General features: G+C 38.1%; 6 protein-coding genes. 3 read left to right on the top strand and 3 right to left on the bottom strand.

Going from position 1 to position 6,375, the window contains the following annotated elements; genetic code table 11:
• Positions 1 to 295 precede the first annotated feature (295 nt).
• From HMPREF0023_RS08565 to HMPREF0023_RS08555, 3 genes are all read right to left on the bottom strand, one after another.
• Positions 296 to 496: a hypothetical protein gene (locus HMPREF0023_RS08565; RefSeq protein WP_008941856.1), complete on the bottom strand. Its 201-nt coding sequence runs from the start codon at positions 494 to 496 to the stop codon at positions 296 to 298.
• Positions 497 to 746: 250 nt separating this feature from the next.
• On the bottom strand, positions 747 to 2,816 hold the full coding sequence (gene metG / locus HMPREF0023_RS08560) for a methionine--tRNA ligase (RefSeq protein ID WP_017396445.1): 2,070 nt from the start codon (positions 2,814 to 2,816) through the stop codon (positions 747 to 749).
• A 92-nt stretch (positions 2,817 to 2,908) separates the two neighbouring features.
• Entirely contained in the window at positions 2,909 to 3,406 is a 498-nt protein-coding gene (locus tag HMPREF0023_RS08555) for a hypothetical protein (RefSeq protein WP_004638073.1), read from the bottom strand.
• 101 nt (positions 3,407 to 3,507) lie between these two features.
• On the opposite strand from HMPREF0023_RS08555, the gene HMPREF0023_RS08550 reads away from it, so the two are divergent.
• The 3 genes from HMPREF0023_RS08550 (at position 3,508) to apbC (ending at position 6,147) form a co-directional block, all read left to right on the top strand.
• Complete coding sequence (locus HMPREF0023_RS08550) at positions 3,508 to 4,050, top strand: GNAT family N-acetyltransferase (protein WP_026056257.1); 543 nt, start codon at positions 3,508 to 3,510, stop codon at positions 4,048 to 4,050.
• A 187-nt stretch (positions 4,051 to 4,237) separates the two neighbouring features.
• Positions 4,238 to 4,687, top strand: a complete 450-nt coding sequence (locus tag HMPREF0023_RS08545) for a hypothetical protein (protein WP_008941853.1) — start codon at positions 4,238 to 4,240, stop codon at positions 4,685 to 4,687.
• A 227-nt stretch (positions 4,688 to 4,914) separates the two neighbouring features.
• On the top strand, positions 4,915 to 6,147 hold the full coding sequence (apbC, locus tag HMPREF0023_RS08540; RefSeq protein ID WP_004638077.1) for an iron-sulfur cluster carrier protein ApbC: 1,233 nt from the start codon (positions 4,915 to 4,917) through the stop codon (positions 6,145 to 6,147).
• Positions 6,148 to 6,375 lie beyond the last annotated feature (228 nt).

The raw sequence follows: 6,375 nt of genomic DNA, 5'->3' as shown, positions 1-6,375 counted from the left end.
TTAGTTTTTTTTATATTGTTTTCTTGTAAAGTATATATTTATAGAGTTCTTTTTTTAAAGAAGTTAAGCTTTCATCATATTGAGTATGTAGTTCTAAAACTTTTTTTGTTGTCGTTGGACGATAATAAAGAATTGCAAAATTTTTATAGCTGTCAGTATATTTTTTAATAATATTTAGTGTTTTTTTATCTTTATTGTCGAAAGCAATTAAGTCTAGTTTTTTAATAATTTCTACATTTGATTTCCTGTAATTTTCAAATCTAGACTTATTGAAATCGTTTGGAACAAGTGGCTCTTAATTTTCAATAGCCATTTTAAGCATATCCTCTAGCACAGTATTCTTCTGATTGGGTAAGCTTTTTATTAGGTGAAATGCTTCTTTTGCTTCATTCGAGATAACTTCACTCCCTTTTTGTTTTTTCCAGTTTTTAAATATTATTAAAGCTGCTAATACACCGAAAAAAGTGGCTATTGTATTTAGTTGTTCAATTTGCATTTAATACCTCTTAGAAAATTATTACAAATAATAAACCTATATAAAATATCGACTTATAAAATGAATTTTAGTAGATAATGGTGTTTGATTACGATGATTAAAGAAACTCTATTATTCATTAAAACTCTCATTTTTTGATCTTATCAAACATTTAATATCAATATCTTAGCTTAATGAGTAGAAATAGTTGTAGAGATGCAAGAAAAAGCCCCTACAATGTAGAGGCTCTTTCTTGTCTCAGAATTAAATCTTAAGACACTTTATCACCAGCTTTAGCACCAGATTCAGGTGAAATCACCCAAACACCTTCACCATTACCCGCTGCAAGTACCATACCGTTAGAAATACCAAAACGCATTTTACGAGGTGCAAGGTTGGCCACCATCACTACTAATTTGCCTTTTAAGTATTCTGGCTGATAAAACTCACGAATACCACTGAATACATTACGTGGTTCAGTTTCACCTACATTTAAAGTGAGTTGAAGTAATTTATCCGAACCTTCGACAGTTGAAGCTTCTAAAACCTCAGCTACACGGAGGTCAACTTTCATAAAGTCTTCAATACCAATGGTGCTTGTGTTAAGAGCAGCTTCACCCACTTTAGGTTCAGGCTTCTTCTCGGTTTTCTTCTCTTTTTTCTTTTCCACTTTTGGCGCTTCTGCCGCAGCGGCTAAAGAGTCTTTCGATGCATCAACCATAGCTGCAACTGCTTTAGGATCAACACGCTGCATAAGCGGTTGGAATTGAGCAATTTCATGCGCAACTAGGATTTGCTGACGAGATGCAAAGTCAAAGCTTTCAAGTTGTAAGAAAGACTGAACTTGAGCCGCAAGTGTTGGAAGAACAGGGGCCAAGTAAATCGCAAGCTGACGGAATAAGTTGATACCGACTGAGCAAACGTCATGAACTTGTTGTTCTTGACCTTCTTGCTTTGCAAGTGCCCACGGTTTTTTCTCATCAATATATTGATTCGCTTTGTCCGCAAGCGCCATGATTTCACGAATAGCCGCAGAGAATTCACGCGCTTCATAGGCTTGCGCAATTGAATCGCCCGCATCAATAAAGCTTTGAACCAATTCAGGTTCAGCGCATGTGCTTGAAAGCGTATTATTGAAATTGCTGTTAATGAATTTTGCACAACGGCTGGCAATATTCACCACTTTACCGACAAGGTCAGAATTCACTTTTTGAACGAAGTCATCCAAATTTAAATCTGAATCTTCAACTTTGTCTGAAAGCTTAGAGGCAAAGTAGTAGCGTAAATATTCAGGATTCAAATGCTGTAAATAAGTTTCAGCTTTGATGAATGTACCGCGAGATTTTGACATCTTCTGACCGTTCACTGTCAAGAAACCATTCACGAACAAACCTGATGGCGTGCGGTAGTTTGCACCTTCAAGCATTGCAGGCCAGAACAGTGCGTGAAAGTAAACGATGTCTTTACCAATGAAGTGATAAACTTCTTTGTCGCTGTCTTTTTTCCAGAAATCATCGAAGCTTAGATCAGGACGTTTGGTTTTGATGTAGTTTTCAAAACTCGACATATAACCAATCGGAGCGTCTACCCAAACATAGAAATATTTGTTTGGCGCATCTGGAATTTCAAAACCGAAATAAGGCGCATCACGCGAAATATCCCAATCCGATAAACCTGCTTCAAACCACTCATCTAGTTTGTTGGCAATCGAAACAGGTAGGCGACCTTGGTCACGCGTCCATTCCTGTAAGTATTCTGAAAAATTCGGAAGTTTAAAGAAATAGTGATCTGACGATTTCTCAACAGGAGTCGCACCACTCAACGTTGAGCGTGGATTGAGTAATTCAGTTGCATTGTAAGTTGTGCCACACACTTCGCACGCATCGCCGTATTGATCTTCCGATTTACATTTTGGGCACGTGCCTTTAATGAAACGGTCAGAAAGGAACATGCCTTTTTCAGGATCAAATAATTGTGTGACAGGGCGAACAGCGATATTGCCTGCTTCACGGTTTTTGATGTAAATCTCAGATGCACGTGCTTTGTTTGCATCACTATGTGTTGAATCATAATGATCAAAATGCACACCAAAACCGTCGAAATCACGAATGTGTTCTTTTTGAACATTGGCAATTTGCGCTTCAGGACTGATGCCATTGGCTTCAGCACGTAACATGATCGCTGTACCATGAGCATCATCCGCACATACGTAAGTCACGTCATGACCCATTGCACGCATCGCACGAACCCAAATATCTGCTTGGATATAACCGAGTAAGTGACCCATATGGATAGGACCATTGGCATAAGGGAGGGCATTGGTGACTAAAATTTTACGCACGGATATTGTTCTCTCATTCGTATTTGCAAGGCAGATGATTTTACATGACTTAAGAGCGACTTGCACAAGGGATTCAGTGAAATATTCAAAGATCACATACTTTGCATCTGCTTAACGGTTACGTTGTGCTTTGAGTTCTTTCTCAGCGAAATAATTTTGCCTTTAGACAAGAAATGGATGTAGTAGCTCTTGAGACCATCTGTTTTTGGATCAAGCGTAATTTCAGCACACATCGGGGTTTGCCAAAGCTCATCACTGCCTAGAGTCCCTAACCATGCCTGTGCTTTTAACGTCACAGTAAATTGATCCCTAATTTCAAGGTCAGTAATGCTGAGTTCGCTACACCAATGTTCAGTTTTCGGAAACTCGGCTTTAGAAAATTTCCAGCAAATCGTCAGCGCTAAACTGCTTTCAACTGGCGCTTTATCATCACTGATTTGATCAATAACAGGAATTAATTGTTCAGCCAGATCCTGTTCAAAAGAAAGAATCATATGCTGGATTCTTCTTTTACTTGAAAGAATATACTTCAGACGTTTTTCTTGAGCTTGAAGTTCATGTTGAATTTCTAAAAGTTCATTTTCATTCATAACTTTATAAATAAGTTTAAGATATCGTTAATGCGAAAGTATATCTGATCTATTTCGCTATATTGTGAATAGTTTTTAATTGAAATTTGATGGTTGTAAAAATGATCGAAACACCAAGACTGATTTTGCGCCAATGGCGAGATAGTGATTATCCATGTTTTGCCGAAATGGGAACCAATCCTCAAGTGATGCAGTACTTTCCGAATCTGCTGTCACGAGCAGAAAGTGATGCCTTGATTGATCGTATGAAGTTAATTATCGAGACGAAAGGCTGGGGTTTTTGGGCAGTAGAATTAAAAGAAACCCAACAATTCATAGGATTTGTTGGATTGCATGATCAGCCCATACAATTTTCATTTTCGCCTTGTGTTGAAATTGGTTGGCGACTTGATCAGGCATATTGGGGGCAAGGCTATGCGTCAGAAGCGGCAAATGCCGCTTTGGATTTTGCATTTGAACAGTTGCAACTGAATAAAGTTGTATCTTTTACAACTTTGGAAAATGAAAAATCACAAGCAGTAATGAAAAAGTTAAAAATGAGAAAAATCACAGAATTCCAACATCCTGCTTTGGCATCCGATCATCCATTGAGCAGGCATGTTTTATATGAAATCTCTAGGAAAGAGTTTCATAATCAAGGTTGATGTTGTTCATTTATATGATTTTTATATCTAAAAAATTCAAAAGGTTATCAGTCGGATATGAAATGAATCTTCCTGTATCCCAATTGTTTCAATTTGCAGCAATCACTAAAAAAATCATCTAAATGCGCTATAAATAAATCTAGCTCCAACAATATGTACTTTGCTTATTCGTTAGTGAGGAAATACCATGACAAATGACAAAATTGATGAATTAAAAACTCAAGCAGCTGAATTGGGTGATGATCTTAAACACAAAGCAAAAGAAGCTCAGCTACAAGGTGAAAAAGCGGTTGATGACTTAAAACACTCTGCTGAAGAGTTGAAATTAAAGGATGAAAAAGCACTCGATGATTTAAAGAGAGATGTATCGGAGCAGGGCTCTGAAACTAAAGATGCTTTTTCAAGCAAAGTGGATGAGGCGAAAGCAAAACTAGAAGACACACAGCATAGTCTTCAGGAAAAGTTTGATCATTTAAAAGAAGAAGCAAGTCATAAATTGGACGATGCGAAAGCAAAAGCGGCTGAGTTAAAAGATGATGCTGCTGCCAAGTTTGATGATTTGAAAGCTCAAGCGAGTCACAAATTAGATGATTTGAAGAAAGCTGCAACTGATACCATTAATAAGTTCAAAGGTTGATGCTTAGCACTTTTTGAATAAATCTAGACGCTGATATTGACTGAAGAAAGTGCATTTAAAAAATGCGCGACAATCTTCTAAGATATGAGCGTCTATTTTTTATATTTGTAGCTTAAGTAATGAATTTTGGTCTGCAACGTGATTCATTTATAAAGTGGCAACCGCTATTAATACTGCTAAACTAACCAAACTCAGTGATATGTTGACCTGTTTTTGGAGTAAACAAAATGTCGTGGCTTTCTTCCTTAAAATCTGTTTTTTCACCAGCTCAAGAGGTGAAGGAAGACGAAATTCAAGCAGTGCTACAGAATTATGTTTTGCCAAACTCTGAAAATGCTTTAAAAGATCGAATTAGCCAAGTCAATGTACAAGGTCGTATCTTACAACTGACCATCAATACATACCCGCAAGAAAAAGATCATTTGCAACAAATTCATGACGAGTTGGCTGATGCTTTGGAAAAATGTGGAATCCAAGAACTGAATCTTCATATTATTCAACAAAAACATGCTGCACATGGCGAGGCGGGGCATAGCTGTTCATCTCAACCTAAAGCCGAAAATAGTAATAAGTTACCGCCTGTGATGGATGCTTCACCAAAAGCTGAGGAAGATCCAAATAATCCTCCAATCCAGAAAGCCGCACCACAGCAACGAGATGTGGCACCACATCCACGTATTCAAAATGTGATTTTGGTGTCTTCGGGTAAAGGTGGTGTAGGTAAATCAACAACCACTGTAAATTTAGCTTTGGCACTACAAAAACTTGGTTTGAAAGTTGGTGTCCTTGATGCGGATATTTATGGCCCAAGTATTCCAACTATGTTAGGAAATGCAGGCCGCACACCACAAATTGAAAATGAACATTTTGTTCCTTTAGATGCCTATGGCATGGCGGTTATTTCGATTGGTCATCTTATTGGGGCGAACAATACGCCTGTGGCTTGGCGTGGGCCTAAGGCAACGGGTGCATTGATGCAGTTATTCAATCAAACATTGTGGCCAGATTTGGATGTATTAGTCATCGACATGCCACCGGGCACAGGTGATATTCAACTTACTTTAGCGCAGCGTATCCCTGTAACTGGGGCTGTGATTGTCACCACACCACAAAATGTCGCGCTCATGGATGCCGTGAAAGGGATTGAATTATTCAATAAAGTGAATATTCCTGTACTGGGTGTGATTGAAAATATGTCAACGCATATTTGTTCGAACTGTGGACATGAAGAACAGATTTTTGGTATCGGTGGTGGCGATCAGCTTTCTGAACAATATGATATTCCATTGTTGGGGCGTTTACCCTTAGACGCAAAAATCCGTGAACATGCTGACAATGGTCAACCGAGTGTCGTAGTTGAAGATGATGCAGCAGAAAGTTATATGAATATTGCAGCAGTAGTGCTGGAACAAATGAATAAATTACCTCAGCGTCAGCGGGACGATAAGCGTATTTTCTAACAACGCCTAGCCCAACAAAATTGTTGGGCTTTTAATTCTGTGCTTGTAAAAATATAACGTTTAGTAAAAATTGGCATGTCGATTGCTTCATCTCAATTTTAATTTGAGATGAGTTTTATGAAGCGGTTGAAATATGCTGTCGGTATTGTAGGTGTTTGTACTGCCTTTTTATTCAGTGCATGCAATAGTGATGAATCTAAAAAAGACAATGAACCCCAGCAGCAAATG

The sequence above is a fragment of the Acinetobacter sp. ATCC 27244 genome (genome assembly GCF_000156555.1).
GTDB classification, from domain to species: Bacteria; Pseudomonadota; Gammaproteobacteria; order Pseudomonadales; family Moraxellaceae; genus Acinetobacter; species Acinetobacter haemolyticus.
The sequence above is the reverse complement of the archived record's forward strand: the minus strand, read 5'-3'. Positions and strand labels throughout refer to the sequence as shown.

Bases quoted from the DNA above. Each gene is read 5' to 3' on its own strand.
- apbC (WP_004638077.1), top strand. From the start codon at position 4,915: ATGTCGTGGCTTTCTTCCTTAAAATCTGTTTTTTCACCAGCTCAAGAG.
- HMPREF0023_RS08545 (WP_008941853.1), top strand. From the start codon at position 4,238: ATGACAAATGACAAAATTGATGAATTAAAAACTCAAGCAGCTGAATTG.
- HMPREF0023_RS08565 (WP_008941856.1), bottom strand. From the start codon at position 496: ATGCAAATTGAACAACTAAATACAATAGCCACTTTTTTCGGTGTATTA.
- HMPREF0023_RS08550 (WP_026056257.1), top strand. From the start codon at position 3,508: ATGATCGAAACACCAAGACTGATTTTGCGCCAATGGCGAGATAGTGAT.
- HMPREF0023_RS08555 (WP_004638073.1), bottom strand. From the start codon at position 3,406: ATGAATGAAAATGAACTTTTAGAAATTCAACATGAACTTCAAGCTCAA.